This window comes from Verminephrobacter aporrectodeae subsp. tuberculatae (genome assembly GCF_026127385.1).
Taxonomy (GTDB): domain Bacteria; phylum Pseudomonadota; class Gammaproteobacteria; order Burkholderiales; family Burkholderiaceae_C; genus Acidovorax; species Acidovorax aporrectodeae.
Genome location: NZ_QZCX01000011.1, coordinates 1 through 629, shown reverse-complemented (window position 1 = coordinate 629; position 629 = coordinate 1). Strand labels below are relative to the sequence as shown.

Below are 629 nucleotides of genomic sequence, written 5' to 3'. Positions count from 1 at the left end.
CTGACTTACACGGAGGCCAGCAGCCTGGGTCTGGATGCAATCCATACGGCCGGCGCCGCAGCCTTTGCGGTGAGCAGCGGCAGCGGCCTCGCCATAGCCGTGGACAGCGTCACGGTGCATGCCACGGCCAAGACCGTCACGCTGCACCTGAGCCGTGACGTGGACAGCGGCGAGGCCGTGACCCTGAGCTACACCAAGCCCGCGGGCGACAACGTGCTGCAAGACGTTGCCGGCAATGACGCGGCCAACATCACCACCCAGGCGGTGACGAACAACACCGCTCCCGACACCACGGCCCCGGTGCTCCGCAGCGCCGCGGTGAACGGGCGCAATCTGGTGCTGAGCTACACCGAGGCAAGCAGCCTGGGTCTGAACGCGGCCCATACGGCCCCCGCCACGGCCTTTGCAGTCAACAGCGCCAGCGGCGTGGCCATCAGCGTGGACGACGTCACGGTGGATGCCACGGCCAAGACCGTCACGCTGCACCTGAACCGCGACGTGGACAGCGGCGAGGCGGTGCGCGTCAGCTACACCCGGCCCGCGGGCGGCAACGCCCTCATGCAGGACGCGGCCGGCAATAGCGCGGACACGCTCACGAACCAGGAGGTGACGAACAACAGCGCAGCCGA

General features: G+C 68.7%; 1 protein-coding gene. It reads left to right on the top strand.

Translation table 11 applies throughout. From position 1 onward, the window contains the following. The coding region (locus D5041_RS21885) for a SwmB domain-containing protein (RefSeq protein WP_265285829.1) at nt 1–629 on the top strand (629 nt) is incomplete at both ends.